26 protein-coding genes and 1 pseudogene are annotated in these 26,998 nt (G+C 72.7%); 15 read left to right on the forward strand and 12 right to left on the reverse strand.

The features are described from left to right. Positions 1-228: 228 nt before the first annotated feature. Complete coding sequence (locus tag O7612_RS22080) at positions 229-639, forward strand: FAD-binding oxidoreductase (protein WP_282267035.1); 411 nt, start codon at positions 229-231, stop codon at positions 637-639. A gap of 68 nt (positions 640-707) precedes the next feature. Here O7612_RS22080 and O7612_RS22085 read toward each other — a convergent pair whose 3' ends face one another. Next, a complete protein-coding gene (locus O7612_RS22085) occupies positions 708-2,264 on the reverse strand; it encodes an NYN domain-containing protein (protein ID WP_282267037.1) in 1,557 nt (518 codons plus the stop codon). Positions 2,265-2,391: 127 nt separating this feature from the next. On the opposite strand from O7612_RS22085, the gene O7612_RS22090 reads away from it, so the two are divergent. From O7612_RS22090 to O7612_RS22115, 6 genes are all read left to right on the forward strand, one after another. Continuing rightward, a complete protein-coding gene (locus O7612_RS22090) occupies positions 2,392-4,149 on the forward strand; it encodes a DEDD exonuclease domain-containing protein (protein WP_282267039.1) in 1,758 nt (585 codons plus the stop codon). A gap of 127 nt (positions 4,150-4,276) precedes the next feature. Beyond that, positions 4,277-6,064 (forward strand): HD domain-containing protein, encoded by a 1,788-nt coding sequence (locus tag O7612_RS22095; protein ID WP_282273995.1) that lies wholly within the window; start codon positions 4,277-4,279, stop codon positions 6,062-6,064. Positions 6,065-6,143: 79 nt separating this feature from the next. Continuing rightward, entirely contained in the window at positions 6,144-6,665 is a 522-nt protein-coding gene (locus tag O7612_RS22100) for an NUDIX domain-containing protein (RefSeq protein ID WP_282267041.1), read from the forward strand. Further along, positions 6,662-7,525: a sugar phosphate nucleotidyltransferase gene (locus O7612_RS22105; protein ID WP_282267043.1), complete on the forward strand. Its 864-nt coding sequence runs from the start codon at positions 6,662-6,664 to the stop codon at positions 7,523-7,525. Before O7612_RS22100 ends, O7612_RS22105 begins: the two co-directional genes overlap by 4 nt. Before the next feature lie 23 nt (positions 7,526-7,548). After that, on the forward strand, positions 7,549-8,163 hold the full coding sequence (locus tag O7612_RS22110; protein ID WP_282267045.1) for a hypothetical protein: 615 nt from the start codon (positions 7,549-7,551) through the stop codon (positions 8,161-8,163). A 938-nt stretch (positions 8,164-9,101) separates the two neighbouring features. After that, complete coding sequence (locus O7612_RS22115; protein WP_067314680.1) at positions 9,102-9,389, forward strand: Lrp/AsnC ligand binding domain-containing protein; 288 nt, start codon at positions 9,102-9,104, stop codon at positions 9,387-9,389. 87 nt (positions 9,390-9,476) lie between these two features. On the opposite strand, the gene O7612_RS22120 is transcribed toward O7612_RS22115, so the two are convergent. The 5 genes from O7612_RS22120 to O7612_RS22140 form a co-directional block, all read right to left on the reverse strand. Further along, positions 9,477-10,154 (reverse strand): DUF4142 domain-containing protein, encoded by a 678-nt coding sequence (locus tag O7612_RS22120; protein ID WP_282267050.1) that lies wholly within the window; start codon positions 10,152-10,154, stop codon positions 9,477-9,479. 222 nt (positions 10,155-10,376) lie between these two features. Further along, positions 10,377-12,002 (reverse strand): cytochrome bc complex cytochrome b subunit, encoded by a 1,626-nt coding sequence (locus O7612_RS22125; protein WP_067314685.1) that lies wholly within the window; start codon positions 12,000-12,002, stop codon positions 10,377-10,379. Then, a complete protein-coding gene (locus tag O7612_RS22130; RefSeq protein ID WP_282267053.1) occupies positions 11,999-13,084 on the reverse strand; it encodes a Rieske 2Fe-2S domain-containing protein in 1,086 nt (361 codons plus the stop codon). Before O7612_RS22130 ends, O7612_RS22125 begins: the two co-directional genes overlap by 4 nt. A gap of 67 nt (positions 13,085-13,151) precedes the next feature. Then, positions 13,152-13,985: a cytochrome c gene (locus O7612_RS22135; RefSeq protein WP_067314690.1), complete on the reverse strand. Its 834-nt coding sequence runs from the start codon at positions 13,983-13,985 to the stop codon at positions 13,152-13,154. A 72-nt stretch (positions 13,986-14,057) separates the two neighbouring features. Next, entirely contained in the window at positions 14,058-14,657 is a 600-nt protein-coding gene (locus tag O7612_RS22140; protein WP_067314692.1) for a heme-copper oxidase subunit III, read from the reverse strand. A gap of 126 nt (positions 14,658-14,783) precedes the next feature. Here O7612_RS22140 and O7612_RS22145 point away from each other — a divergent pair. From O7612_RS22145 to O7612_RS22165, 5 genes and pseudogenes are all read left to right on the forward strand, one after another. Beyond that, positions 14,784-15,707 (forward strand): annotated as a pseudogene (locus tag O7612_RS22145) (cytochrome c oxidase assembly protein); the annotation flags it as partial. Positions 15,708-15,997: 290 nt separating this feature from the next. Beyond that, on the forward strand, positions 15,998-16,393 hold the full coding sequence (locus tag O7612_RS22150; RefSeq protein ID WP_282267057.1) for a hypothetical protein: 396 nt from the start codon (positions 15,998-16,000) through the stop codon (positions 16,391-16,393). Positions 16,394-16,478: 85 nt separating this feature from the next. After that, the gene (trpD, locus tag O7612_RS22155) at positions 16,479-17,525 is read left to right on the forward strand and encodes an anthranilate phosphoribosyltransferase (RefSeq protein ID WP_282267059.1); all 1,047 of its coding nucleotides are present in this window, start codon (positions 16,479-16,481) and stop codon (positions 17,523-17,525) included. 200 nt (positions 17,526-17,725) lie between these two features. Beyond that, on the forward strand, positions 17,726-17,935 hold the full coding sequence (locus O7612_RS22160) for a hypothetical protein (protein ID WP_282267061.1): 210 nt from the start codon (positions 17,726-17,728) through the stop codon (positions 17,933-17,935). A gap of 76 nt (positions 17,936-18,011) precedes the next feature. After that, positions 18,012-18,422: a VOC family protein gene (locus O7612_RS22165; protein ID WP_282267064.1), complete on the forward strand. Its 411-nt coding sequence runs from the start codon at positions 18,012-18,014 to the stop codon at positions 18,420-18,422. 187 nt (positions 18,423-18,609) lie between these two features. Here O7612_RS22165 and O7612_RS22170 read toward each other — a convergent pair whose 3' ends face one another. Both O7612_RS22170 and coxB read right to left on the reverse strand, forming a co-directional pair. Further along, a complete protein-coding gene (locus O7612_RS22170) occupies positions 18,610-19,038 on the reverse strand; it encodes a cytochrome c oxidase subunit 4 (RefSeq protein WP_282267065.1) in 429 nt (142 codons plus the stop codon). A 10-nt stretch (positions 19,039-19,048) separates the two neighbouring features. Continuing rightward, a complete protein-coding gene (coxB, locus tag O7612_RS22175; protein ID WP_282267067.1) occupies positions 19,049-20,020 on the reverse strand; it encodes a cytochrome c oxidase subunit II in 972 nt (323 codons plus the stop codon). A 172-nt stretch (positions 20,021-20,192) separates the two neighbouring features. On the opposite strand from coxB, the gene O7612_RS22180 reads away from it, so the two are divergent. Together O7612_RS22180 and O7612_RS22185 are read left to right on the forward strand one after the other, a co-directional pair. After that, positions 20,193-21,344: an aminotransferase class V-fold PLP-dependent enzyme gene (locus tag O7612_RS22180; protein WP_282267069.1), complete on the forward strand. Its 1,152-nt coding sequence runs from the start codon at positions 20,193-20,195 to the stop codon at positions 21,342-21,344. 203 nt (positions 21,345-21,547) lie between these two features. After that, on the forward strand, positions 21,548-21,757 hold the full coding sequence (locus O7612_RS22185) for a sulfurtransferase TusA family protein (RefSeq protein ID WP_282273996.1): 210 nt from the start codon (positions 21,548-21,550) through the stop codon (positions 21,755-21,757). A 415-nt stretch (positions 21,758-22,172) separates the two neighbouring features. Here O7612_RS22185 and O7612_RS22190 read toward each other — a convergent pair whose 3' ends face one another. The 4 genes from O7612_RS22190 to O7612_RS22205 form a co-directional block, all read right to left on the reverse strand. Continuing rightward, positions 22,173-22,673 (reverse strand): ATP-binding protein, encoded by a 501-nt coding sequence (locus O7612_RS22190; RefSeq protein ID WP_282267070.1) that lies wholly within the window; start codon positions 22,671-22,673, stop codon positions 22,173-22,175. Further along, positions 22,670-23,647, reverse strand: a complete 978-nt coding sequence (locus tag O7612_RS22195; protein ID WP_282267073.1) for a carbohydrate kinase family protein — start codon at positions 23,645-23,647, stop codon at positions 22,670-22,672. The genes O7612_RS22190 and O7612_RS22195 overlap by 4 nt, the downstream gene beginning before the upstream one ends. A 285-nt stretch (positions 23,648-23,932) precedes the next feature. Further along, positions 23,933-24,301 (reverse strand): iron-sulfur cluster insertion protein ErpA, encoded by a 369-nt coding sequence (gene erpA / locus O7612_RS22200; protein WP_067314213.1) that lies wholly within the window; start codon positions 24,299-24,301, stop codon positions 23,933-23,935. A gap of 249 nt (positions 24,302-24,550) precedes the next feature. Then, positions 24,551-25,687: a glycerate kinase gene (locus O7612_RS22205; RefSeq protein WP_282267075.1), complete on the reverse strand. Its 1,137-nt coding sequence runs from the start codon at positions 25,685-25,687 to the stop codon at positions 24,551-24,553. A gap of 94 nt (positions 25,688-25,781) precedes the next feature. Between O7612_RS22205 and nadA the strand changes: the two genes are divergently transcribed. Beyond that, the gene (gene nadA, locus O7612_RS22210) at positions 25,782-26,981 is read left to right on the forward strand and encodes a quinolinate synthase NadA (RefSeq protein WP_282267077.1); all 1,200 of its coding nucleotides are present in this window, start codon (positions 25,782-25,784) and stop codon (positions 26,979-26,981) included. The last annotated feature ends 17 nt before the right edge of the window (positions 26,982-26,998 follow it).

Raw genomic sequence — 26,998 nt, forward strand, 5'->3', positions numbered from 1 at the left:
GTCGCCCCAAGGGCGGTCGACCGATCTGGGTAGTCGGCCGGATACCGGGCGCGCATGGCGTTCACGATCATCAACACATAACAGAACCGCTGGTCAGCGGCGATGGTCGAACGCATGGCCCGGGGCGGGTGCCGGGCTCCGGGGTGATGTCGACCCGAACGACACGACCTCGTCCCCGCCCGCCCCGGTGCCCGTTCACCTTCCGCGACACACAGAGGTGCAGAAACGATGACCACCGCAGCAGACATCCCCGACAGGCACCGGCCATCCGGCGACGGTCGACCGACGCAGGGCGGGTGCGGCATGACACCGGAGGAGATCGTCCGCCCCTGGTCACGGCTGGCCTACCGCCCCGGCCAGGCCATCCCCGTCCACACGCCGCGCCACCCCGACCAATGGCGCTGGTACTCCCCCGCGAACGCGCCGCGCCCCGACGGCACCGTCGAGCTGCACGTCCGCGCCGTGGCCGCCGGCACCGTCTCGACCAGCCTCGTGCACCAGGTACGCCCCGGCGAGCTGCTCCACCTCGGCCCGTCCCACGACACCGACCTGCACCTGCGCGACGGCGACCTGCTGCTGGTGGCCGGCGGCACCGGCCTGGCCCCGCTGCGCGCCCTGGTCGAACAGGTCGTGCGCTGACGGGTGTCCACCGCAGCCGCACACCCTGCCGGCCTACTCGCTCTGCCGAGAACGCCGCGATCAACTGGTCAGGAGCGGGACAACCGGCGCAGCAGCGAGTCCGCGCCCAGCGGGTACGCCCCGTGCCGGCGTACCCCGTCGGCGACCTCCCGGTCGGAGGAGATCACCACCACCGGGCGGCCGGGCGGCTCGGCCCGGACCAGCCGGCGGATCAACTCGTCGGCGGTCTCCCCCTTGCGGGAGAAGAGCACCCGCACCCCGCGCGGGGTGGGCGGCAGGCCGTGCATCCGTTCCGCCCCGTCGAAGACCACCGTCACCTCGTCGCCGGTCTGCGCGGCGATCCCACCCAGCCCGGTGATCAACCGCTTGCGCTGCTGCTCCAGGGACATCTCGCCGAACCCGCGCTTGGTGACGTTGTAGCCGTCGACGACCAGGTGCGCCCGGGGCAGGGCGAGCAGTTGGTCCAGTCGGGCCGGGTCGTCGGTGTCCCGGGCGCGGGCGGCCGGTCCGGCCTGGGCGGTGACCGGGGCGTCGGTGAAGGCGTCGGCCACGAAGTCGGCGGGGAGCTTGTCCACCGGGTCCAGGGCCAGTTCGCGGCGCAGCCCGACGGCGGCCTGGCCGATCGTCTCCAGCAGCAGCCACAGCCGGGCGTCGTCGACCGACCGGGCCTCCTTGGCGCTGGCCTTGGCCACGCCGGCCGCCGCCTCGGCCTCGGCCAGCCGGGCCCGTGCCCGGCGCAACTCGGCGTCGCTGTCGGCGGCGGCCCGGGTGGCCCGGCCGCGTTCGGTGGCGAGCAGGTCGTTGGCCCGGCGTTCCCGGGCCTGGGTCTCCCGCAGGCTGCGCTGGAGCTGGCGGTTGTCCTCCCGGAGCTGACCCAGCTCCTCGCGGACCCGGGCCAGCTCGTCGCGGAGCTTGTCCGCCTCCACCCGGGCCACCGCCCGGTCGTGCTCGGCCCGGGTGGCCCGCTGTTCGGCCTCCCGGACCAGCTCGGCGACGACCGCGCTGTCGGCCTCGGCACGGACCACGGCCCCGCTGGCGTCGATCAGCTCCCGCCAGCCCCGGGGACGGACGAGGTAGGCCAGGGCGGCCACCTCGACCGGGTCGGCGGCGGCCGGTGCGGTCCCCTCGACCACTGCCGCGCCCAGGTCACCGGCGTCGGCCAGGACCCGGGCGGTGACCCGCTGCCGGAACAGCGGATCGGCGGTGAGCTGGGCGGCGATGACCGAACCGCCCAGCCTCGCCCGGCGGTTCGGGGCGAACTTCGCCACCCGGCGCAGCGGCACCGGCACCTCGTCGGCGGGCAGGCCGGGCAGGACCGCGGCGGTGAGCGCCACGATCCGCTGCCGGACCGGCTCGGGCAGGCTGGGTTCCGGCTCGGGCGGTCCCGCCTCGGCGGCCCCGGCCTCCGGCGGTCCGGTCCCGGCAGGTCCGGCATGGTCGGCTGCGGCCTCCGGCGGTCCGGCCCCGGCCTCAGCGGATAGGGCCTCCGGCAGGTCCGCTCCGGCCGGCGGCGGCTCCGCTCCGGTCTCGGGCGCCCCCGCACCCGGGTTCCCGCCGGCCTCGGGCACGGCGGTGGACGACCCCTCCTCCGGGAGGTGGTCGTCGTACGGCTCGGTGAGGGGCATGGGGCAAGTCTCCCACCGCGACCGGGCCCACCGCCGGATGAGTGAGCCGATCTCTCATCCTATGCCGCGGGTGGCTGGTGGGGCTGTGGTGACGGGAGTGTCGCACCGCACGGTTAACCTGCCGGCCGTGGCACCTGGGGAGTTCGTCCAACAGACCCTGGCCGGGCTGGACCAGCCGGCCGGCGGCGTCGATCCGGCCCTGCCGCTCTACGCGACCACGTTCGTGGTGGTCGACCTGGAGACCACCGGCGGCTCACCCGACGGCGGGGGCATCACCGAGATCGGCGCGGTCAAGGTGCGCGGCGGCGAGGAGCTGGGCGTGCTGGCCACCCTGGTCAACCCGGGGGTGCCGATCCCGCCGTTCATCACCGTGCTGACCGGCATCACCCAGGCCATGCTGGTCCCGGCCCCGCCGATCGAGCAGGTGCTGCCGAGCTTCCTGGAGTTCATCGCCGACGCCGTCCTGGTGGCCCACAACGCCCCGTACGACGTGGGGTTCCTCAAGGCCGCCTGCGCGAAGCACGGCTACCGCTGGCCGCAGCCCCGGGTGCTGGACACGGCGGCGCTGGCCCGCCGGGTGCTCAGCCGTGACGAGGTGCCCAACCGCAAGTTGGGCACCCTGGCCGCCTACTTCCGCACCGCCACCCAGCCCACCCACCGGGCGCTGGACGACGCCAAGGCGACGGTGGACGTGCTGCACGGCCTGATCGCCCGGCTCGGTGGGCACCGGGTCGACACGGTCGGCGAGGCGATCGAGTTCACCCGGGCGGTCACCCCCACCCAGCGGCGCAAGCGGCACCTGGCCGAGGGGCTGCCGAAGGCCCCCGGGGTCTACATCTTCCGCGCGGCCGACGACCGGCCGCTTTACGTCGGCACCTCCGGCGACATCGCCACCCGGGTACGCAGCTACTTCACCGCCGCCGAGAAACGGGCCCGGATGTCGGAGATGCTGGCCGCCGCCGAACGGGTGGAGGCGGTCCGGTGCGCCCACCCGCTGGAGGCGGAGGTGCGGGAGCTGCGGTTGATCGCCGCGCACGCGCCGCCGTACAACCGCCGGTCGAAGTATCCGGAACGGATGGTGTGGCTCAAGCTGACCGACGGGCCGTACCCCCGGCTGTCGGTGGTGCGCGGCCTGGCCCCCGGCGACACCGCCTACCTCGGGCCGTTCCGCTCCACCCGGGCCGCCGAGCTGGCCGCCGCCGGGTTCCACGACGCGGTGCCGCTGCGCCAGTGCACCCACCGGTTGTCGCTGCGCACGGTCACGCCGGCCTGCGCCCTGGCCGAGCTGGGCCGCTGCCCGGCACCCTGCGAGCACCGGATCACCCCCGAGGAGTACGACCAGCGCGCCGTCGCGCCGTTCCGCACCGCCACCACCAGCGATCCGCAGGTGGTGGTGGACGCCCTGCTGGCCCGGATCGAGGTGCTGTCGGCGTCCCGGCGCTACGAGGAGGCGGCGGTGGTGCGGTCCCGGCTGGCCGCGGTGCTGCGGGCCGCCGTCCGGATGCAGCGGCTGGCCGGGCTGACCCGGATCGGCGAGGTGGTCGCCGCCCGGCCCGCCGCCGGGGGCGGTTGGGAGTTGGCGCTGGTGCGGCACGGGCGGCTCGCCGGTGCCGGGGTGTCCCCGCCGGGTGTCCACCCGCGACCGACGATCACCGCGATCCGGGCCACCGCCGAGACGGTGGAGCCGGGGGGCCACGGGCCGGTGCCCCGGGCCACCGCCGAGGAGACCGAGCGGATCCTGTCCTGGTTGGAGCGGCCGGAGACCCGACTGGTGGAGATGACCTCCGTTTGGTCGTCCCCGGTGGCCGGCGCGGGCCGGTTCCGTGACCTGCTGGCGAAGGCCGAGGGCGGCGGGTCCGCCCAACTCTCGACCGAACGCTCATGAGCAAGTGACCGATCGGACGACCCCGACTCGCTTAGGCTGTTAAGGGAGTGCAGTCCTGCCCGTTTCGTGGGCCTGCTTCCGGTTGCCGGGTACGGTGGACGGGAGTCGGGGTGAGGAGGTGTCCCTCGTGGACGTCGACGCCGGACACGGCGCCGCCCTGGGGGGTGCGCTCCCGGCCCAGCCGGGTGAGTTGCCCCTGGCCCGGCGGCTCCGGTCCTTGTTGAGCTGGCCGGCCAGCGACGGTGACCCGGTCACCCAGCTGGTCCGCACCCACCGCGGCATCCATTCCAGCGCGGACGCCTCGGTGCTGCGCAGGGCGTACACGATCGCCGAGAACATGCACCGCGGTCAATACCGCAAGAGCGGCGAGCCCTACATCACCCACCCGCTCGCGGTCGCCCAGATCTGCGCCGACCTCGGGATGGACACCACCACCCTGGTCGCCGCGCTGCTGCACGACACCGTGGAGGACACCCGCTACACCCTCCAGGCGCTCAGCGAGGACTTCGGTCACGAGGTGGCCCACCTGGTCGACGGGGTGACCAAGTTCGACAAGGCGTTCTACGGCAAGGCGGCCGAGGCCGAGACGATCCGCAAAATGATCATCGCGGCCGGCAAGGACGTCCGGGTGCTGATCATCAAGCTGGCCGACCGGCTGCACAACATGCGCACCCTCGGGGTCCGTTCGGCCGCCTCCCGCGAGCGGATCGCCCGCAAGACCCAGGAGGTGCTGGTCCCGCTCTGCGACCGGCTCGGCATCCAGACCCTCAAGCGCGACCTCGACGACGTGGTGCTGCTGCACCTGGAGCCCGACGAGCACGCCCGGCTGGCCCGGTACGTGCACGACCGGCCCGGCTGGGACGCCTACCTCGACGACGTGGTGGCCCAGGCCAAGGTGGCGCTGCGGCGCAGCCGGGTGGACGCCGAGGTGAGCGTCCGGCCCCGGCACCTCTACTCGATCTGGAAGGACACCGTGGCCGGCGGGCACACCGTCCCGTACGACCTGCCCCGGATCGTGATCGTGGTGGACGGCCCGGCCACCGACTGTTACGCCGCCCTCGGCGCGGTGCACGGCCGCTGGCGGCCGCTCCCCGGCCGGTTCAAGGACTTCATCGCCTCCCCCAAGAACAACCTCTACCGTTCCCTGCACACCAGCGTCTGCGGCCCGCAGGACCACACGGTCGAGATGCTGATCCGCACCCGGGAGATGCACCGCTGCGCCGAGTACGGGGTGGCCGCCGACTTCCGCTTCCCCCGCGCCTCCGGCGAGACCAGCAACACCGACCGGCTCTCCTGGCTGCGCCGGGTGCTCGACTGGGAGCAGGAGGCCCCCGACCCGGCCCAGTTCCTCCAGTCGCTGCGCTGTGACCTGGCCGAGGCGCAGATCCAGGTGGTCGCCGACGGCCGGCAGGTGGTGCTCCCGGCCGGGGCCACCCCGGTCGACCTGGCCTACGAGCTGGGCACCGAGCGGGGCGACCACTGTCTGGCCGCGCGGATCAACGGCCGGCTCGCCCCGCTGGCGTCCGAACTGGACGAGGGCGACGTGGTGGAGATCTACACCGAGAGCGACGCGGAGAGCGGCTTCGAGGCGACCGTGGCCCCCCGGGGCCCCCGGCGCGAGTGGCTCGACTTCGTCAAGTCGCCGCACGCGCAGATGCAGATCAGCCGCTGGTTCACCGACCACACCGAGCCCGGCATCTCGATCGCCGACAAGGTACGCCTGGGGCGGGCCACCATCGGGCTGGCGCTGCGCAAGCACGACCGGGGGCTGGCCAGTGACCTGCCGCTGCTGCGGCTGTCGGAGGAGCTCGGCTACCCCGACCTGGAGACCCTGCTGGTGGCGGTCTTCGACCGGGCGGTCGAACCGGACACCGTGGTCCGCCAGCTCATCGACCTGGTCGACCATCGACAGTGACCGGGGCGGGTCGACGCCGGGCAGGGTGACCGATCGCCCCGCGCCCCACGACGGCGCATCGACGGCCTAGCCTGGAGCCATGATCCTCCGCTCCCGCGCCACCGGCCGGGCCGTCGCGTACAAGGTCTTCTACCGGCTGCCGGTGACGGTGCGCCGTCGGCTGGTCCGGCTCGCCGGGCCGAAGTACGTCGTCGGCGCGGTGACCCTGGTCCGGGACAGCGAGGCCGACGGGGCCGGCCGGCTCCTGCTGCTGCGTCAGCCCCCCGGGCACAGCTGGACGCTCCCCGCCGGATTGCTCCAGCGCGGCGAGGCCCCGGTCGTCGGCGCGGCCCGCGAGCTGCACGAGGAGTCCGGCGTCCGGCTGTCCCCCGACCGGCTCCGCCCGGCCGTACCGAACGCCCTGGTGCACACCCGGGGCTGGGTGGACATGGTCTTCGAGGTCGAGGTGCCCGCGAGCACCACGACCCTGAAGGTGGACGGCGCGGAGGTCCTGGAGGCGTCCTGGCATCCACTGGACGACCTGCCCCGGCTAAGCCGGGCCACCGCCAACCTGCTCGGCCACTACGGCATCGGGCCGCAGGCCGGGCAGCCGGCGACGTGAGCGCACCGGACGGCCTGTGCGCGGTGGTGCTCGCCGCCGGTGAGGGCACCCGGTTACGCCCGCTCACCGCCCGGGTGCCGAAGGCGCTCTGCCCGGTCGGCAACGTGTCGCTGCTGGACCGGGCGCTGGGACGGCTCGCCGGCCTGGGCCTGACCGGCCGGGACCGGGTGGCGGTGAACGCCTGCTACCTCGCCGACCAGGTGGTGGCACACGTCGGCGACCGGGCACACCTGTCGGTGGAGCCGGGCGATCCGCTGGGCACCGCCGGTGGCCTGGGCAACCTGCGGGACTGGATCGCCGGCCGGGGGGTGCTGGTCGGCAACGCCGACGCGTACCTGGCCGATCCCCGCCGCGCTCCCGGGCCGGACGTCGCGGCGCTGCTGGCCGGTTGGGACTTCCGGTCCGTACGGCTGCTCGGCCGACCGGCCCCGGACCCGACCGCCCCCGGCACCTTCGACGGACACGTCTTCACCGGCTTCTCGCTGCTGCCCTGGCATCGGGTGCGGGAGTTGCCGGCCAGCTTCGGCGACCTGGTCCGCACGGTGTGGCGGCCGGCGGAGGCGGCCGGCGGGCTGACCGTGGTGCCGTACCCCGGCACGTTCTTCGACACCGGCACACCCGCCGACTACCTGGCGGCCAACCTGCACGCCGCCGGGGACGGTGGCCTGCTGGTCGCCCCGGACGCCACCGTCACCGGCCGGGCGCGGCACGCCGTGGTCGGCACCGGTGCGGTGGTACGCGGCGACGTGGAACGCGTGGTGGTCTGGCCCGGCGCGACGGTCGGCCCGGACGAACGGCTCCGCGACGCGATCCGGGCCGGCGACGGGCTCACCGTGCCGGCCACACCGGGCGGAAGTTGATCGTCGGTGTCAGAATCACCGGCATGCAGCCCTCCCCGCCCCGGATCCCCCTCTCGGTCGGCTACCGGTCGGGTCGGACCGGCCGGGTCGTCTCGTTGCTGGTGCTGGGTGTCATCCTGACGGTCGCCTGCGGCTGTGTCGGCGCCTTCATCGGAACCGGCCTGAACGCGGCGACCGGCAACGACAGCTCGGGCAGCGCGACCGTGGCGGCGCTCGTCGCGCTGCTCTCGGTCGGGCTGGTCATGCTCTTCATCGGCCTGCTGGTGACCAGCATCGTGCGGACGAGCGCCTGGCTGGAGGGCACCCGGCTCACCGTGGTCAGACTCACCACGAAGAGCGTCGACCTGCGGGCCGCCCGGTCGGTGTCGTTGCGGGCCGCGGCCGTCGCGCACACCGGGGTCTCCAGCGACGGCTCGCTGGTCGCCACCGGCGCGGTCACCCGGACCCCGGTGCTCACCGTCACCACCGACACCGGCACGGTCAAGCTGGGGCTGCGCAGCAAGGAGAGCCTGCTCATCCCGCCACCGGAGATGTACGCCCTGGCCGCCGCGCTGGACACCGCCCGCTGCCCCGGGGCGGCCGAGGCCGCGGGGTGGCTGCGGGCCATGGCCGCCGACCCACGCACCATGCTGCTCTGACCCGCGCCGTCGGCGTTCTCGTCCCGGCCACCCGCTATCGGCTCGGTCCGGTGGCTCTCGGTCCGGTGGCTCTCGGTCCGACGGCTCTCGTCCGACGGCTCTCGTCCGGCTCTGGCGCCTGCGGGCAGGCGACCCTTCACCACCGACACCGTGCGGCGCGACCAGCTACCGGCACTGCGAACAACGGGCCTTCACCACCGAAACCATGCGGCACGACCGCCTACCGGCACTGGAAACGACGAACCTTCACCACCGACACCATGCGGCACGATCAGCTACCGGCACTGGAGTACGAACCCTCACCACCAGCACCATGCGGCGCGACGCATATGCCTGGCTGGCATAAACATGCCAGCCAGGCATATGCGTTCCACTCGACGTGCACACCGGCGGCTGCCTTCCACCCGACGTGCACACCGGCGGCTGCCTTCCACCCGACGTGCACACCGGCAGCTGCCTTCCGCCCGATGTGCACACCGGCGGCAGGCGCGCTCGCGGCGGACCTCCACCGGCCCGCTCGCCGGCCGTCGCCCGAGAGCCCGGGTAGGGCGGCGCACAGACCAGCTCGACGCACGGGCCACATTCGGTGGAGAGCGAACCGGCGTTGGACTAACGGGCGGAAACGACGATCCGGGGGCGAGGTGCCAGGGGCCGGTATGACAGGCCCGCAGGGATGGGGCAGCAGGGGCAGACCCGCAGCAGCCGGCGCGAAGCACACGGACGGAAACGCGAAGCGCACGGACGGAAACGCGAAGCGCACGGACGGAAACGCGAAGCGCAGGGACGAGGGCACGACGGGCAGGGTCGGGGGCGCGGGAGGCAGGGAGGGGCAGGACGAGGGACGGGGACAACCGGGAGAGGCGGCCGGGTGCGGCACTAGCATGGTCGACGACACCAGGCCGGCGTCGCGCCGGGCACGACGAACGGAGAATCGTCCAGTGATCACCGCGATCGTCCTGATCGACTGCGCCACCGACTCGATCCCCGAGGTGGCCGAGAACCTGGCCAACCTGCCCGGCGTCAGCGAGGTCTACTCGGTGGCCGGACACGTCGACCTGATCGCCATCGTCCGGGTCCGGGAGTTCGAGCAGATCGCCCAGGTCATCGCCGGCAGCATCTCCAAGGTGCCCGGGGTGCTCGGCACCGAGTCGCACATCGCCTTCCGCGCCTACTCCCAGCACGACCTGGAGGAGGCTTTCGCGATCGGCCTGGCCAGCGCCGACTGACCCGACACCGGCCGCCGGTGGCAGCGGCGCGCACGACGGTGGCCGGCCCCTGGTTGGGGACCGGCCACCATCAGGTGGTACGGGACGTCAGCTGTTGCCCGGAGCCGGCGTCTCGGTGATGCCGCCCGGTTCCGGCGACTCCGTGGTGCCACCCGGAGCCGGCAACTCGGTGGTGCCACCGGGTGCCGGCGTGCCGCTGCCGCTGGGGCTCGCAGTGCCGCTGGCACTGGTCTGCGGGACCGGGATGCCCAGCTCCTGGGCCAGGGCCACCAACGCGTCGTAGTGCGCCTGCAGCACCGGCAGGGCGTCCTGCGCCAACTGGACCACCGACTGCTCCGAGCCCTGCGAGATCTCGGTCTGGGTGGCCTGGATGGCCTGCACGTGACCGGCCAGCTCAGCGGTCACCCATGCCTTGTCGAACGCGGCGCCGTTGAGTCCGTTGAGCTTGTCGATGACCTTCTGCTGGTCGGCCGTCGGCGCGCTCGGCAGCGACACGTTGAGCTGCTGCGCGGTGCTCTGCACCGTCTGGTCGAGCTGGGTGTGGTCCGTGACGAACTGCTGTCCCAGCTCCTTGACCTGCTCGTTCTGCCCCTTCTTCTGGGCCAGGTTCCCGGTGACGATCTCCGCCAGGTTCACCTGGTGCACCGCCTGCAGGTACTGGGTGTCCTGCGCCGACGGCTGCGCGGCGGCCTCTGCGGCGGCCGCGGGCGCCAGACCGACCACCGCCAGTGTGGCCAGTAGTCCCAGGCGTTTGATACCCAACATGTTCCCTCCCCGTTTCCGTTGGACCGCACGGATACCCGACTGGCGAGGGTTATTCCTGCGCTTTCCACCCGTTGGTGGCCGGTCGCGTCGCCGGCCGCGCTCGATGGCCGCCGCAAACGGGACGTCGGCGCGTCCGGAAACGGATACCGGCCACCGCCCGAACGGACGAGACGCCCGCCGGAGGACTCCGGCGGGCGTCTCGGTCGAACAGGACCGGGAAGGTCAGCGGCGGGCGTCGCCGCTGCCGATCTGCTCCCGCTCCGGGCGGGGTTCCACCGGCGGGTGCCCCGGCGAGACCGGTGCCTCGACGGGCTTCTCGATCGGGTAGAAGAAGCCCCGGATCGCCGGGCCGAGCGCCCCGAGCCGGTTCATCTTCTTGGGCACCACCCAACCGACGTAGTCCAGCTCGGCGTGGCCATGGCCGTCGGCCGCGCTGAGCGGCTGGTGGACCTCCTCGAAGCGGCCGTCGGGCAGGCGACGGATGATGCCGGTCTCCACACCGTGGGCCAGCACCTCCCGGTCGTGCTGCTGGAGCCCGAGGCAGATCCGGTACGTGACGTAGTACGCCAGCGGCGGGACCACCAGCAGGCCGATCCGGCCCGCCCAGGTCATCGCGTTCAGGCTGATGTGGAACTTGTCGGCGATCACGTCGTTGGCACCGGAGAGCGTCAACACGATGTAGAAGGCGACCGCCATCGCGCCCACCGCCGTCCGGGCCGGCACGTCCCGGGGCCGTTGCAGCAGGTTGTGGTGCCGGTAGTCCTTGAGCTGACGCGCCTCCACGAACGGGTAGAGCGTGGAGAGGCCGACCAGGATGCCCGGCAGCACGACCGTCGGCCAGAACAGCGGCGGGATGACGTACCCGTCGCCGATCGGGATGTTGATCTCCCAGGCGGGCATCAGCCGGGTCGAGCCGTCGAGGAACATCACGTACCAGTCGGGCTGGCTGGCGGCCGAGACCACCCACGCCTCGTACGGGCCGAAGTACCAGATGGGGTTGATCTGGAACAGGCCGCCCATCAGCGCGATCACGCCGAAGACGACCATGAAGAAGCCGCCCTGCTTGAGCGCGTAACGCGGGAACATCCGCTCGCCGACCACGTTGTCGTTGGTCCGGCCGGGGCCGGGCCACTGGGTGTGCTTCTGCTTGAACACCAGGCCCAGGTGGGCGCTGATCAGCGCCACCAGCAGACCCGGGATCAGCAGCACGTGGGCGATGAAGAACCGGCTGATGATGATCTCGCCGGGGAACTCGCCCCCGAAGATCGACGAGGTGACCCAGGAGCCGATCACCGGGATCGACAGCATGATGCCCGAGGCGATCCGCAGGCCGGTGCCGGACAGGCCGTCGTCCGGCAGCGAGTAGCCGGTGAAGCCGGCCAGGAAGCCGACCCAGAAGAGCAGCGAACCGATGATCCAGTTGGTCTCCCGCGGCTTACGGAACGCGCCGGTGAAGAAGATCCGCAGCATGTGCACCACGATCGCGGCCATGAACAGCAGCGCGGACCAGTGGTGCATCTGCCGCATGATCAGGCCGCCCCGGACGTCGAACGAGATGTCCAGGCTGGAGGCGTACGCGGCGGACATCGGCGTGCCCCGCAGCGGGGCGTAGCTGCCGTTGTAGACCACCTCGGTCATCGCCGGCTCGTAGAAGAAGGTCAGGAACACGCCGGTCAGCAGCAGCACGACGAACGAGAAGAGCGCGATCTCGCCGAGCAGGAACGACCAGTGGTCCGGGAAGACCTTGTTGAGCAGCTTGCGCAGCGGCGTGGCTACCTGGAAGCGGTCGTCCGCCCCCACTGCGGCCTTGCCCGGCACCGCTGCCACGTCAAACTTTCGGCGCTTCATGGCCGCTCCCAGAAGTCGGGGCCGACGGTTTCAGTGTAGTCGGACTTCGCCACGAAGAAGCCCTCCTCGTCCACCTCGATCGGCAGCTGGGGAAGCCGCCGGCTCGCCGGGCCGAAGACCGGACGGGCGTTGTCGGTGATCAGGAACTGGCTCTGGTGACACGGGCAGAGCAGCCGGTTGGTCTGCTGCTCGTAGAGGCTCGCCGGGCAGCCGGCGTGCGTGCAGATCTTGGAGTACGCCGCGTAGTTGCCCCACATGTAGTCACCGTGACCGACCCGCGAGTTGGCCTGCCGGGACTTCTCCGCGTCGGTCTCCCGCAGGTGGATCAGCAACGTCGGCGAGTCGGCGTGCTTGTTGCTCACCCCGTGGTCGATGCCGGGGAAGACGGTGAGCTGACCGCCGGCGCTGACGTCGGCCGGACGGATCGGCCGGCCGTCCTCGCGGACCAGGCGGATCTTCTTGCCCCCGGCCGGCGCGAAGCCGGTGGTGAACATCTGGTTGTTCTTGTGCGGGTTGGAGATCAGGCCACCGACCAGCGGGGCCGCGGCGACCGCGCCGACCGGCAGCAGGCCGGCGACCAGCGAGACGCCGAGCAGCGGACGCCGCCGTACCCCCATCTCGTCGGCCAGGTAGAGCATGGTCTCGCCGGTGATCTTCCGCTCGTCCGGGGAACCGGGACCGTCGTGCCGGTCCTGGATCGAGACCTCCTTGGGCAGCAGCTTCTTGCCCCAGGTGAGGATGCCGAAGCCGATGCCGAGCAGGGCGATGCCGAGGGTGACGCCGAGCAGCGGGGTGTACCACTTGTCGCCGCCGCGACCCGGCTCGTACTCCCAGGGCCACCAGATGTAGACGACCAGGAACGCGGTGGCGGCCAGGCCGGTCAGCAGGAACATCGCCGCGACCGTACGGGTCAGCCGGCGCTCGGCCTTGCTGCCCGGGACGACCTGCTCCTCGTAGTGGACGATCTCGATGTCGTCCCGCCGGGCGCCCTCGGTGACGATGTCGAACCGGGAGAGCCGGGGGTCGTGGACGTCGACCGGCTCCCGGCCCTGCGGGGCGTGCTGCTCGGTCTGGGTGCTCATGCCGTCACCTCGCTACGGGCGGTGCCGGCGGCCGGCACCACGGCAATGCTGTCGACGATCCGCCCGGTCACGACTTGCCCGCAATCCACAGGCTCGTGAAGACCAGCGCGACGATGCCCACCAGGAAGATGGCCAGTCCCTCGGTGGACGGCCCGTACCGACCGAGGTTGAAGCCGCCCTGGTCCTGGTCGGCCTTCAGGGACTCCTGGATGTAGGCGATGATGTCCGCCTTCTGCTCCGGGGTGATCTGGTTGTCGCCGAACACCGGCATGTTCTGCGGGCCGCTGAGCATCGCGGCGTAGATCTGCGCGTCGCTGGCCGGGGCCAGGCTCGGGGCGTACTTGCCGGAGGAGAGCGCGCCGCCGCCGCCGCCGAAGGCGTGGCACTGCGAGCAGTTGATCCGGAACAGCTCGCCACCGGTGGCCAGGTTGGCCCCCTCGCGGAGGTTGCCCTGCGGGACCTGCGGGCCGCCGCCGAGCTCCTGGATGTACTGGCCGAGCTGGCGCACCTGCTCGTCGGTGAAGACCGGCGGCTTGCGCATGGCCTGCGCCTCCTGCCGGGCCATCGGCATCCGGCCGCTGCCGACCTGGAACTCCACCGAGGCGGAGCCGACACCGATCAGGCTCGGGCCACGACCCTCGACGCCCTGGGCGTTGGGGCCGTGGCAGGTCACGCAGCTCACGTCGAACAGCGCCCGACCCTCGGCCGCGGCGCCGGTCAGCGGCGGGTTTTCCTGCGCCTGCGCGCCCGGGGCGAAGACCGTGTAGGCACCGCCGGCCAGCGTCAGCGCGGCGATCAGCCGGAACGCCGCGCCCAGCCGGCGGCGGCCCCTGCTGCGCGCCGCGGGCCGCCCGCGCAGGCGCGCGAGCAGACCGCGTCGGCGGTCGTTGTCAGAAGTCATGACCTGTGTCCTTAACCGGTTGGACCTTGTCTCAGGGGACGGAGCGGCGGCGCGGAACGTGACGCGCCAAGATCACTGAAGCCAGTAGATCATGGCGTAGAGCCCGATCCACACGACGTCGACGAAGTGCCAGTAGTACGACACGACGATCGCCGAGGTGGCCTGGGCGGGGGTGAACCGGCCCATAGTGGTGCGGATCATGAAGATGATGAAGGCGATGAGGCCACCGGTCACGTGCAGGCCGTGGAAGCCGGTGGTGAGGTAGAACATCGACCCGTAACCGTCTTCGTTGATCTTCACGCCCTCGTGGACCAGGGTCAGGTACTCGTTCGCCTGGCCGAGCACGAAGATCAGGCCCATCACGAAGGTGAGCGTGAACCAGCGCCGCAGGGCGTGGACGTCACCCTTCTCGGCCGCGAAGACACCGAGCTGGCAGGTCACCGAGGACAGCACCAGGATCACCGTGAAGGTGGTCGCATAGGGGATGTTGAGTACCTCGGTGTGCTTCTCCCACTGCTCCGGCGCCGCCGCGCGGATCGAGAAGTACATCGCGAACAGCGCCGCGAAGAACATGAGTTCGCTGGAGAGCCACACGATCGTCCCCACGCTGACCATGTTGGGCCGCGTCAGAGAGTGGATCCGGCTCTTGTCAATGGCTGGGGCCGCAGTCACGCGGTCATTATTGCCCTTGACCGGGGCGGGCGATCAGCGGGGGGCCAAACCCGGCTCAGGGATGGCCCGATCGTGGGGGTCCGGTTCGCCTGGCCTAGCCTGAAAAGCGTGCTGCACGTCGATTCGATCTTCGCCGCCACCTCGACGGCCCCGTCCACCGTAGTGGCCGCGGGCGGCGTCGAGGTACCGCCGCCGTTCGACATCACCCGCGTCTTCACCGAGACCCGGCTGGACAGCTGGCTCGCCCTGGGCCTGGTCCTCGCCGCCGGCCTCTACCTCTACGGGGTGTACCGGCTGCGGCTGCGCGGGGACCACTGGCCGGTGCTGCGTACCGTGTGCTTCCTCGGGCCCGGCCTGGGCGGCATCGCCGCGGTCACCGTCAGCGGCCTGCACGCCTACGACACCGCCCTGCTCTCGGTGCACATGGTGCAGCACATGGTGCTGTCGATGATCTCGCCGATCTTCCTCGCCCTGGGCGCACCGGTCACCCTCGCGCTGCGCACCCTGCCGGTCGGCCCGCGCAAGCGGCTGCTGGCGGTCGTGCACAGCCGGATCGCCCGGGTCTACAGCTTCCCGCTGGTGGCGTTCACCATCTTCGTGGTCAACCCGTTCGCGCTCTACTTCACCGACCTCTACCGCTACACCCTCGAACACGCGTGGGCGCACGAGCTGGTGCACGCGCACTTCATCATGACCGGCTGCGTGTTCTTCTGGCCGCTGCTCGGCCTGGACCCGCTGCCCGGCCGCTGGCCGTACCCGGCGCGGGCGCTGCTGATGCTGCTCTCGGTGCCGTTCCACACGGTGCTCGGCCTCACCATCATGCAGAGCACCACCCTGTTCGGCGGCGACTGGTACCCGTCGCTCGGCCTGGCCTGGTCCGACCCGTGGAACGACCAGGTGGTCGCCGGGGGCATCCTCTGGGCCGGCGGCGAGTTCGTCAGCGTGACGATGCTCGCGGTGCTGGTGGTGCAGTGGGTCAAGCAGTCCGAGCGGGAGGCCCGCCGGGTGGACCGCGAGCTGGACCGGCAGGAGGCCCGGGACCGCGCCGCCGGGACCGGGACCGCCTCGGCCGAGGCGGGCGCAGCCGCCGGCACCGGGACCGCCGCCGGGACCGGAGCCACCACCGGGGCGGGGGCCGGCGCGAGTCCCGGAAACCCCCGCTGAGCTGCCGCGACGTCCGGTCCGGCGGCAGCCGGCGGGCGGGATGTCGAGTACGCCACACCGCCCGGTAGGATCAGCGGGCAGCAACGAGGAGTACAGCCCATGAGTGAGCGCAGCGAGCGAGTCAGGCTCAGTGCGACGGTGCCTCATCACGGCACGGAGCGAAGCGGAGTGTCGGCATGAGCGATCGTCTCTGCACCGTCCTGCTCTACAGCGACGACGCGCAGGTCCGGGACCGGATGCGGCTGGCCGTGGGCACCCGTCCCGCGCCCGGCATCCAGATCGAGTTCGTCGAGGCGTCCGACTATTTCGGCTGCGTCCGGCTGGTCGACGACTACGAGATCGACCTGATGCTGCTCGACGGCGAGGCCAGCCCCGGTGGCGGCATCGGCATCGCCCGCCAGATCAAGGACGACCGGGCGGACGCCCCGCCCACCTGCGTCGTCATCGCCCGCGCCGCCGACCGATGGCTCGCCTCGTACGCGCAGGTCGACGGCGTGCTGATGCACCCGCTCGACCCGGTGACCACCGGCACCACGGTCGCCGAGCTGCTGCGTACGCACGCCGCCGCCTGAGCCGGACACGCTCGGCGGCGTCCCTGGCGCCCGGGGTGACGGGCGCTCCCCGTCCACCACACCCACGCCGCTCGGGAGGCCCAGCATGGGCGAACGGACCTGGCCGCACCTGCTCAACGCGCTGCTGCGCGGCAACGAGCTGTCCACCGCCGACACCGCCTGGGCGATGAACGAGATCATGGCCGGGGCCGCCACCCCGGCGCAGATCGCCGCTTTCGCGGTCGCGCTGCGCGCCAAGGGCGAGACCCCTGCCGAGCTGGCCGGCCTGGTCGAGGCGATGTTCGCCAACTCGGTCCCGGTGACCCTGCCGGAGGAGCTGCGCCGGACCGCGGTCGACGTGGTGGGCACCGGCGGTGACCTCGCCCACACGGTCAACATCTCGACGATGACCGCGCTGGTGGTGGCCGGTGCGGGGGTACGGGTGGTCAAGCACGGCAACCGGGCCGCCTCCTCGCTCTGCGGCACCGCCGACCTGCTGGAACACTTCGGCGTGCCGCTGGATCTCGGCCCGGAGCAGGTGGCCCGCTGTGTGGCCGAGGCCGGGATCGGCTTCTGCTTCGCGGCCCGGTTCCACCCCAGCATGCGGCACACCGGCCCGGTCCGGCGGGAGATCGGTGTGCCGACCGCGTTCAACTTCCTCGGCCCGTTGACCAACCCGGCCCGGCCGCGGGCCGGGGCGGTGGGCTGCTTCGACGCCCGGATGGCCCCGGTGATGGCCGAGGTCTTCGCCGGCCGGGGCGACTCGGTGATCGTGATGCGCGGCGAGGACGGCCTGGACGAGTTCACCACCGCCGCGCCGACCAGGGTCTGGGTGGCCCAGCAGGGCACCGTCCGGGAGGCCGTGCTGGACGCGGCCGACCTCGGGGTGCCCCGGGCCACCCTGGCCGACCTGCGGGGCGGCGACGCCGCACACAACGCGGCCGTGGCCCGGCGGCTGCTCGCCGGGGAGGCCGGTCCGGTCCGCGACGCTGTCCTGGTCAACGCCGCCGTCGCGCTCGCCACCCAGACTCCACTGGACGGCGACCTCACCGAGGCGGTACGCGCCGGCCTGGCCCGCGCCGCGGAGTCCGTCGACTCGGGGGCGGCAGCGGCCACTCTCGATCGGTGGATCGAGGTCGCCCGCTCCCTGTGAGCCCCCTCCCCCGCGCCCGGCCGCCCCTGACCGTCGGACCGGCCGACCCAGCCGGACGACGCACGTCCTACCCGACCGGCGGGGCGGCGGGGCGGCGGGGAAGTGTCACCCGGGCGTGGGAAACTACAGCGGAGTAGTTTTCCGTTTCCGGTGATGGCGGCAATGGCCATCGACGGTTTCCGGAGCGAGAGGGGACGCCCGTGTCGGACCGCGAGCTCTACTGCGACACCTGCGGGGGCGTCCAGCCGTTCGAGACACCGCCGTGCCCCGACGGCCACGGCGTCGACTGCCCCGAACTGGCCTGCACCGGCTGTGGTTCGGCGGTACTGATCGCCACCTTCGCCTTCCGGCCCACCCACCTGGCCGACCACCGTCGCCGCCGGCCGTCAGCCGGACGGCACGCGGCCTGACCCCGCCGGGGCACCGCCGGCTCCCCGGTGCTGGCTCGGTCGCCGGCCCACCCGAGGTGCGTGACAGGATCACCGGATGCTCCGACTGACCGATTTCATCATCGACTGCCCGGACACGATGACGCTCGCGGCCTTCTACTCCGCGGTGACGGGTCGCCCGGTCAAGGAGGGCAGCGACGAGGACTGGGCCGGTATCCGGTTCGGCGAGATCGAGCTGGCCTTCATCAGGGTGGCGGAATACCACGCCCCGCAGTGGCCCGACGGCGAGCACCCCAAACAGTTCCACCTCGACTTCGAAGTCGACGACATCGAGGCCGAACAGCGCCGGGTCCTGGCCCTCGGCGCGACCCTGGAGCGAGACTTCATCGACCCCGACGGCTACGGATGGCGGGTCTACACCGACCCGGTCGGTCACCCGTTCTGCCTCTGCCGCAACAGGGGTGTCACCTGGACCGACCAGGGACCTGTCTGGGCCACGCCCGCCTGATCCGGCGGCACCGGGGCCGAGGCCGTACCAGGGCCGAAGCCGTACCAGGTCGCCGCAGGAGCGTTCGGCGCTCCGTACCCACCGACCGGTGACAGGCCCGTCTCCCGGGCGGGAGGCGGGCCTGTGCGGTGAAGGGAAACGGCGACAGGCCCGCCTCCCGGACGGGGAGACGGGCCTGTCGGGTGGATCAGTGCTCGGCGGTGCGGCGGGTGCCGGAGTAGTACTCGAAGAGCAGGCCGCAGGCGGCGAAGATGACCAGCACCAGGCCCAGACCGAGCAGCCAGAACTGCCAGAACACCAGGCCGAGGCCGGCGATCGCGGCGGCCAGCGCCAGGCCGAACGGCCAGTAGCTGCCGGGGCTGAAGAAGCCGATCTCGCCCGCGCCGTCGGCGATCTCGCCGTCCGGTCGGTCCTCGGGGCGCAGGTCGATGCGGCGGGAGACGAACCAGAAGAAGCCGCCACACATCGCGCAGAGCAGGAAGGACAGCAGCAGGGCCACCGTGCCGACCCACTCGACCTGACCGCCGGAGTCACCGTACGTCCAGGCACCGTAGAGGACCGTCGCGCCGAGCAGGAACACGGCGATGATGAGGAAGATGCGCCACTCGGTCTTCATGCCGGATACCTCAGTTTCCCGCGCCCGCGGACGCGTCGTCCGGGTTGAAGTTGTCCTTCGTCCGCCGGGTGTCGAAGGGCTGGGTGGTCTTCGCGTACGGGTCCTGACCGATGGCGGTCAGCGCCTCCTGCGTCGACTTGCCGTCCCGCTTGGCCGCCAGGAACTGGTCGTACGCCTCCGGGGAGACCACCCGCAGCTCGAAGTTCATGAAGGCGTGGTAGCTGCCGCACAACTCGGCGCAGCGTCCCACGTACGCACCCTCGGTCTCGATCTTGGAGACCTCGAAGACGTTACGGATCTTGCCGGGCATCACGTCGCGCTTGAACAGCAGCTCCGGCACCCAGAAGGAGTGGATGACGTCACGGCTGGTCTCCTCGAACCGGATGGACCGGTCGGTCGGCAGCACCAGGACCGGGATGACCTCGCTGGTGCCCAGCACCGACGCCACGGTGTCAGCTTCGGGGCCCTGGCCGTCGCGGTAGTTGAACTGCCAGTTCCACTTGACGGCGACGACCTCGACGACGACGTCGGGGTTCTTCGTCGTCCGCACCACGTCGGTCTGGACCACCGCCGTGTAGTAGAAGAGCACCGAGACGATCAGGATCGGCGCGATGGTGTAGAGGAACTCCATCGGCAGGTTGTAGCGGGTCTGCACCGGCAGCTCGTTGCCACGCTTGCGGTAACGCACCACACACCAGAAGATCAGGCCCCAGACGAAGACACCCACCGCCAGGGCGGCGATGCAGGACGCGATCCACAGGTCGTACATCCGGTGCGCCTCGGGGGTGATGCCACCCTGCGGCCAGCCGAAGCCGTCGACGGAACGGCCGACGTCACACCCGGTGAGCAGAACCAGCAGCGCAGCTCCGCCGAGACCGAGCCCGGCGAGCCGGCCAGCACCACGCCGCCGACGCTCACCGGCTCCGGGGGAAGCGCCGTGCCGTACGGCCGACGGCCGTACCTCCGAACTCCTTGCGACCACCTGGTCCTGCCTCCCTAGCGCGCCGCGGTGGGGCTTTCCAACAGCACCGACGGCAAAGGCGTCACCGACGGTCGCAGATTACTCGACCATGGCGGGCTCGACCGTCTTGGGGTCGCTGTCCGACCCCATCGGGGGGGATCGTGGTCGTCCCGACGCGATAGCGTCATCAGTCGTGAGTGCCCACCCGGTCTACCTGGACGCGGCCACCGCCGCGCCACTGCATCCGGTCGCCCGGCAGGCGCTGCTGGCCGCCCTCGACGACGGCTGGGCCGACCCCGCCCGGCTCTACACCCGGGCCCGCCGGGCGGCCCAGCTCCTCGACGCGGCGCGCGAGGCCACCGCCGACACCCTCGGCGTCCGTCCCGACGAGCTCTCCTTCACCCCCAGCGGTACGCACGCCGCGCACTCCGCCGTGCTCGGTGGCCTCGCCGGCCGGCGACGCAGCGGGACGACGCTGGTGCACTCGGCGATCGAACACTCGGCGGTGCTGCACGCCGCCGGGCGACACGTGGCGGCCGGTGGCACCGCGACCTCCGTACCGGTGGACCGGCTCGGCCGGCTCGACCCGGTGGCCTGGTCGGCGGCGGTGCACTCCCCCGGGGTGGCGCTGGCGGCGCTGATCGGGGCCAGCCACGAAGTGGGCACCGTCCAGCCGGTCGCCGGGGCCGCCGTCGACTGCGCCGCCGCCGGGGTGCCGCTCTACGTGGACGCGGCCCAGCTGGTCGGCCGGGTTCCGGTGCCGGCCGGCTGGTCGGTGCTGACCGCCAGCGCGCACAAGTGGGGCGGCCCACCCGGCGTCGGGCTGCTGGTCGTCCGCAAGGGCACCCGTTGGGAGTCGCCGTGGCCGGTCGACGAGCGGGAGTTCGGGCGTACCCCCGGGGTGGTGAACCTGCCGGCGGTGGTGGCGGCGGCGGCGAGCCTGCGCGCGGCGGCGGCTGACGCGGCGGCGGAGGCGGCCCGGCTGACCCCGCTGGTGGACCGGATCCGCACCCGGGTCGCCGCCGAGGTGCCGGACGTGGAGGTGGTGGGCGACCCCGTCGACCGGCTCCCCCACCTGGTCACCTTCTCCTGCCTGTACGTCGACGGCGAGGTGCTGCTGCACGCGCTGGACCGGCGCGGCTTCGCCGTCTCCTCCGGCTCCTCCTGCACCTCCTCGACGCTGCGCCCGTCGCACGTGCTGGAGGCGATGGGGGTGCTCTCGCACGGCAACGTCCGGGTCTCGCTGCACCGGGACACCACCGGGGCCGACGTCGAGCGTTTCCTCGCCGAGCTGCCCGGGATCGTCGCCGACCTGCGGGCCGACGCCGGCGTGGTGGGCCTGTGACCACCCCACCCGACCCGGACGGCCCGCCGAGCCGGCATGGTGGGCCGGTGACCACCCCACCCGACCCGACCCGCCCGCCGAGCCGGCGTGGTGGGCCGGTGACCACCCCGCCCGACCCGGACGGCCCGCCGACCAGGACGGACGACGACGGGTCCACCCCTCTCGACCGCCCGACCGGGGCCAGCGGCGACGGGGCCACGGAGGTGCTGGACTGCCGGGGGCAGCGCTGCCCGCTGCCGGTGATCGCGCTGGCCCGCCGGCTGCCCGAGCTGCCCGTCGGCACGGTCCTGCGGGTCCTCGCCGACGATCCGGCCGCCGCCGTCGACATCCCCGCCTGGTGCCGGATGCGCGCCCAGGAGTTCGTCGCCGCCGTTCCGGCCGGACCGGGCTACGAGGTGCGCCGCACCCACTGACCCCCACCCCACCCCACCCCACCCCTCCGTCGATCATGGAGTTGTGGTGGCCGATCTGCGGCATTACCGCCCGATTCGCAGGCACCACAACTCCATGATCGACAGGGGGGTGGGGTGGGGTGGGGGCGATTTAGGTCGGGAGCGGCGTTTGCGCTGCGGTGTTGGGCGGTACGGTCGTCACCGGAGGGCGCAGCGTGGCCCTGGGTGCCGTGCGCAGCCCCTGCCTCCCCGCCGTCTGCTGGTATACCGGCAGCGGCGACAGCGGGGAGTGCACGTGCTGGCTGACCGGGTGGCGGTAGGTAGCGGCAGGTCCGGTCCGGTGCTGTTCTTCATCCGTCGCGAGGGGTCGACGTCGTCGCCGCCAACCCGGACCGCTCTCCCGGCCAGGTCGGCTGGCCCGGGCCGAGACGACGGGTCAGGCCAGGTACCGCAGGATGGCCGGGAGCGGGTCGATCGCGATGGTGGTGTCCACCACCAGCCGGGGGCCGATCAACGGCTCGTACTCCGCGCCGCGCCGGCCGGTCTGCTCCCAGGTCGGGGCGAGCGGGTCCGCGGCGTGCCGGGCGTCCACCCGCCGACGCCACTCCGCCTCGTCGCCGCAGTACACCTCGATCAGCCGCAGCGGCACCCCGGCCCGCGCGGCCAGGTCGAACCAGAGCCCCCGGGCACCGGCCACCGGGTTGACCGCGTCGACCACCACGCTGGAGCCCAGCCCGAGCTGCACCCCGGCCAGCCCGGCCAGCGCGTCGTACCCGGCCAGGCCCGCCCCGTGACCGGTCAGCCCGTGCCGGGCCAGCGCCCGCTCGATCGGGTCGACCGGCAGCACCGGAACGCCCAGGGAGACGCCGACCTGCCCGGCGAGGGTGCTCTTGCCCACCCCGGGCAGGCCGGCGAACACGACCAGCGACTGCGTCATGGCACCAGGTGCGGCCGGACATCCTCGGCGGCGTCGTCCCCGTACGAGTCGGCCAGCCGCTTGACGAACACGTCGCGGCGCACGTCGTACTCCTGGGTGCCGACGGTCTCCAGGACCAGCGCGGCCAGCAGCGAACCGACCTGGGCGGCACGTTCCAGGCCGAGCCCCCAGGACAGGGCGGCGAAGAAACCGGCCCGGAAGCCGTCGCCGACCCCGGTCGGGTCGACCGCCCGCGCATCGCGGACGATCGGCACCCGGAACGACTCCCCGGCCCGGGTGGCGATCTCCACGCCGTCCTTGCCGAGGGTGGTGACCCGGACCTTCACCCGGTCGAGGAGCTGGGCGTCGGTCAGGCCGGCCTTGCTCTGGAGCAGCGACTTCTCGTAGTCGTTGGTCATCAGGTACTCGGCCCCGTCGATCAGCGCGACCACGTCCGAGCCGTCCATCCGGGCGAGCTGCTGCGACGGGTCGGCGACGAAGGCGTAGCCGCGGTCCCGGCACTCGGCCGAGTGCCGGAGCATCGCCTCCGGGTCGTTCGCGCTGACCAGGACCAGGTCCAGGCCGCCGAGCCGGTCCGCGACGGGGGCCAGCTCGATGTTGCGGGCCTCGCTCATCGCCCCCGCGTAGAACGAGGCGATCTGGCACATGTCGGTGTCGGTGGTGCAGACGAAGCGGGCGGTGTGGGCCACCTCGCTGACGTGCACGGAGTCGCAGTCCACGCCGTGCCGCTCCAGCCAGGAACGGTAGTCGGCGAAGTCGGCACCCACCGCGCCGAGCAGGGTGGGGCTCAGCCCGAGCTGCCCCATGCCGAACGCGATGTTGGCGGCCACCCCGCCCCGGCGCAGTACCAGGTCGTCCACCAGGAAGGAGAGCGAGACCTTGTGCAACTGGTCGGCGATGAGCTGGTCGGCGAAGCGGCCGGGAAAGCTCATCAGGTGGTCGGTCGCGATCGAACCGGTCACGGCGATCTTCATGTCAACCCTCGGGGTCGGGAGCACGGCGCGGGTCAGCCTACCGGTCACACTCAAGCGACGGACGAGGGTCGGACGAGCACCGGCCACCACCTGGTCATCCCTACGTCACGCGCCGGTCGCCCCCGAGCCGGCCCGGACGCGACAGCCGGCCCGGACACGACAGCCGGCCCGGACGCGACAGCCGGCCCGGACACGACAGCCGGCCCGGACACGACAAGCGGCCCGGACGCGACGACGGGGCCGCCCCGGGTCGGGACGGCCCCGTCGGACGCGACGGATCGCGACTCAGCTGAACGAGTCGCCGCAGGCGCAGGAGCTGCCCGCGTTGGGGTTGTCGATGGTGAAGCCCTGGGCGTCGATCCGGTCGGCGAAGTCGATGGTCGCCCCGGCCAGGTAGGGGGCGCTCATCCGGTCGACCACGACGCCGACGCCGTCGAAGTCGGTGACGACGTCACCGTCGAGCGAACGCTCGTCGAAGAAGAGCTGGTACCGCAGGCCGGAGCAGCCACCCGGCTGCACCGCGACCCGGAGCCGCAGGTCGTCGCGGCCCTCCTGCTCGATCAGGGCCTTGACCTTCTGCGCCGCGACGTCGGTGAGGACGACGGAAGTAGGGGCCTGAGCCTCGGTCGAGTCGGTCTGCGCTGGCGTGGTCACGTGGAAATCTCCCTGCGCGGTATGGGTCCGGACACCCTGGCCAACAGCGTGCGACGGCCAGTGATTCCCGGTGTGGTCCAGCTCCGATGGTACGCCGCCCCGGCGGAGCCCACCCGGCCGGCGCGATCGCCGCCCCGGCCCGCCCCGCCGGCCACCCACCAGACGACTCCCGGCCACCGGCCGACGGCTCCCGGCCACCCGGCCCGGCCACCGCCGGACGGCTCGCGGCCACCCCGCCCGGCCGCCCGGTCAGCGGCTCCACTGCCGGGCCAGCCGCGCGCCGAGCGCCCACAGCCCCTCGGCGGGCCGGTCCATCGCCGCCGCCACCCCGCCGCGCTCCTCGCCGCCGAAGTGCTCCACCAGGCTGTACGCCTCGGTCACCCCGGCCGAGGCGGCCTCCCGCCGGCCGGTGCTCACCCGGCCCGCCAGCACCACGCACGGCACCCCCCGGTCGCGGGCCGCCCCGGCCACCCCGGCGACCACCTTGCCGCGCAGCGACTGATGGTCGAACGACCCCTCCCCGGTGATCACCAGATCGCAGGCGTCCAGCGCCGCTTCCAGGCCGATCGCCCGGCCGACCAGGCCGATGCCGGATTCGCAGCGCCCGCCGAGGGCCAGGACAGCCGCCCCGAGGCCGCCGGCGGCACCCCCGCCGGGCAGCGCGCCCAGGCCGGGCGGACAGCCCGGCAGGTCCCGCTCCAGCACCGTCGCCCACCGCTCCAGCGCGGCGTCCAGCAGCAGCACGTCGGCCCGGTCGGCACCCTTCTGCGGGCCGTAGACGCTGCTGGCGCCGTGCAGACCGAGCAGCGGGTTGTCCACGTCGGTGGCGGCCACCAGGGTGGCTCCGCGCAGCCGGGGCACCCCGTCGAGGGCGGCGACGGCGGTCAGCGCCGCCCCGCCGTACGGCAGGGCCCGGCCGGCGTCGTCGAGCGGGGTGGCACCGAGCGCGGCGAACAGGCCGGCCCCGCCGTCGTTGGTGCCGGAGCCGCCCAGCCCGATCACCACCGTGCGCGCCCCGTGCTCGACGGCGGCGGTGACCAGCGCCCCGAGGCCGTACGAGGTGGTCGCCTTCGGGTCACGCTCGGTGGCGGCCAGCAGGTGCAGTCCGCACGCCTGGGCGCTCTCCAGGTAGCCGGTGCCGTCGGCGGTGAGCAGGATCTCACCGGTGACGGGCCGGCCCAGCGGGTCGACGGTCGGCACCGGGATCCGGTGACCGTCGAGCGCGCCGGCGAGCACCGTGACGAAGCCCGGCCCACCGTCGGCGAGGGGACGGATGAGCAGCTCGTCCGCGTCGTCGACCGCGCGCCAGCCGGCGGCGACGGCGGCCGCCACCTCGGGGGCCTGAAGGGTGCCGGCGAACTTGTCCGGACAGAGCAGCACGCGCATGCCCCGAGTGTGGCAGGCCACATCGGCGCGGGGCAGTGTGGCAGCCCACACCGGCAGCGGTCGTGCGAACGGCCCGTTGTGGGACCATGAGGACGTGACTTCGACCTGGGTGGAACCCTCCAACACGGCGACCGCGCTGCTGCTCCTCGGCCGTGGCAGCGACCCCGCCACCGAGCGTGGCGTGGAGTGTCCGGGAGACCTGCCGGCGCCCAGCGACCCGGACCTGGTGGCCCGGGCGGCGGCGGCGAAGGCCGCGCTGGGCACGCGGGTGTTCGTTCTCGGTCACCACTACCAGCGCGACGAGGTGATCCAGTTCGCCGACGTCACCGGCGACTCGTTCAAGCTGGCCCGGGAGGCGGCGGCCCGGCCGGACGCGGAGTACATCGTCTTCTGCGGCGTGCACTTCATGGCCGAGAGCGCCGACATCCTCACCACCGACGCGCAGCGGGTGATCCTGCCCGACCTGGCGGCCGGCTGCTCGATGGCCGACATGGCGGTGCTGTCGCAGGTCGAGCGGGCCTGGGAGGTGCTGACCGACCTGGGTGTGGCGGCGGACACCGTCCCGGTGACGTACATGAACTCCTCGGCGGACATCAAGGGCTTCGTCGGCCGCAACGGCGGCGTGGTCTGCACCTCGTCGAACGCGAAGCGGGCGCTGGACTGGGCGTACGCCCAGGGGTCGAAGGTGCTGTTCCTGCCCGACCAGCATCTGGGCCGCAACACGGCGGTGCTGGAGATGGGCTACTCGCTGGACGACTGCGTGCTCTACGACCCGCACAAGCCCGACGGCGGGCTCACCGCCGAGCAGGTGCGGGACGCCAGGATGATCCTGTGGCGCGGGCACTGCTCCGTGCACGGCCGGTTCACCCTGGACAGCGTGAACGACGTCCGGGCCCGGGTGCCCGGGGTCACCGTGCTGGTGCACCCGGAGTGCCGGCACGAGGTGGTCACCGCCGCCGACCAGGTCGGTTCGACGGAATACATCATCAAGGCGATCGAGGCGGCCCCGGCGGGCTCGGCGTGGGCGGTCGGCACCGAGCTGAACCTGGTCCGCCGGCTGGCGCTGGCCCACCCGGACAAGCAGATCATGTTCCTGGACAAGGCGGTCTGCTACTGCTCCACGATGAACCGGATCGACCTGCCGCACCTGGTCTGGGCGCTGGAGGAGCTGGTCGCCGGCCGGGTGGTCAACCAGATCACCGTCGACGCGGACACCGCGCACCACGCCCGGGTGGCGCTGGACCAGATGCTGGCGCTGCCGGCTGCCGACACCCCGCCGCCCGCCGCCACCTGATCACGTACGGTCACCGA

This window comes from Micromonospora sp. WMMD987 (assembly GCF_029581435.1).
GTDB lineage: Bacteria > Actinomycetota > Actinomycetes > Mycobacteriales > Micromonosporaceae > Micromonospora > Micromonospora rifamycinica.